This is a genomic window from Vibrio sp. 10N.222.52.B7, assembly GCF_041474275.1.
GTDB lineage: Bacteria > Pseudomonadota > Gammaproteobacteria > Enterobacterales > Vibrionaceae > Vibrio > Vibrio crassostreae_C.
This window is the reverse complement of record NZ_JBFRTU010000050.1, coordinates 1-1,603: the sequence shown is the minus strand read 5'-3', so window position 1 is coordinate 1,603 and position 1,603 is coordinate 1. Positions and strand designations below refer to the sequence as shown.

Sequence of the window (1,603 nt, the reverse complement as noted above, 5' to 3'; positions counted from 1 at the left end):
TAGTTTTGAAGTCAGTATTCGTTGAGTCACAAAATCTTAAATTGAAGAGTTTGATCATGGCTCAGATTGAACGCTGGCGGCAGGCCTAACACATGCAAGTCGAGCGGAAACGACACTAACAATCCTTCGGGTGCGTTAATGGGCGTCGAGCGGCGGACGGGTGAGTAATGCCTAGGAAATTGCCTTGATGTGGGGGATAACCATTGGAAACGATGGCTAATACCGCATAATGCCTACGGGCCAAAGAGGGGGACCTTCGGGCCTCTCGCGTCAAGATATGCCTAGGTGGGATTAGCTAGTTGGTGAGGTAATGGCTCACCAAGGCGACGATCCCTAGCTGGTCTGAGAGGATGATCAGCCACACTGGAACTGAGACACGGTCCAGACTCCTACGGGAGGCAGCAGTGGGGAATATTGCACAATGGGCGAAAGCCTGATGCAGCCATGCCGCGTGTATGAAGAAGGCCTTCGGGTTGTAAAGTACTTTCAGTTGTGAGGAAGGGGGTGTAGTTAATAGCTGCGCATCTTGACGTTAGCAACAGAAGAAGCACCGGCTAACTCCGTGCCAGCAGCCGCGGTAATACGGAGGGTGCGAGCGTTAATCGGAATTACTGGGCGTAAAGCGCATGCAGGTGGTTCATTAAGTCAGATGTGAAAGCCCGGGGCTCAACCTCGGAACTGCATTTGAAACTGGTGAACTAGAGTACTGTAGAGGGGGGTAGAATTTCAGGTGTAGCGGTGAAATGCGTAGAGATCTGAAGGAATACCAGTGGCGAAGGCGGCCCCCTGGACAGATACTGACACTCAGATGCGAAAGCGTGGGGAGCAAACAGGATTAGATACCCTGGTAGTCCACGCCGTAAACGATGTCTACTTGGAGGTTGTGGCCTTGAGCCGTGGCTTTCGGAGCTAACGCGTTAAGTAGACCGCCTGGGGAGTACGGTCGCAAGATTAAAACTCAAATGAATTGACGGGGGCCCGCACAAGCGGTGGAGCATGTGGTTTAATTCGATGCAACGCGAAGAACCTTACCTACTCTTGACATCCAGAGAAGCCAGCGGAGACGCAGGTGTGCCTTCGGGAGCTCTGAGACAGGTGCTGCATGGCTGTCGTCAGCTCGTGTTGTGAAATGTTGGGTTAAGTCCCGCAACGAGCGCAACCCTTATCCTTGTTTGCCAGCGAGTAATGTCGGGAACTCCAGGGAGACTGCCGGTGATAAACCGGAGGAAGGTGGGGACGACGTCAAGTCATCATGGCCCTTACGAGTAGGGCTACACACGTGCTACAATGGCGCATACAGAGGGCAGCAAGCTAGCGATAGTGAGCGAATCCCAAAAAGTGCGTCGTAGTCCGGATTGGAGTCTGCAACTCGACTCCATGAAGTCGGAATCGCTAGTAATCGTGAATCAGAATGTCACGGTGAATACGTTCCCGGGCCTTGTACACACCGCCCGTCACACCATGGGAGTGGGCTGCAAAAGAAGTGGGTAGTTTAACCTTTCGGGGAGGACGCTCACCACTTTGTGGTTCATGACTGGGGTGAAGTCGTAACAAGGTAGCCCTAGGGGAACCTGGGGCTGGATCACCTCCTTATACGAAGATA

1 rRNA gene is annotated in these 1,603 nt (G+C 53.0%); it reads left to right on the top strand.

Going from position 1 to position 1,603, the window contains the following annotated elements:
- Positions 1-38: 38 nt before the first annotated feature.
- Positions 39-1,593: ribosomal RNA gene (locus AB4512_RS14060) — 16S ribosomal RNA — on the top strand.
- Positions 1,594-1,603: the final 10 nt, after the last annotated feature.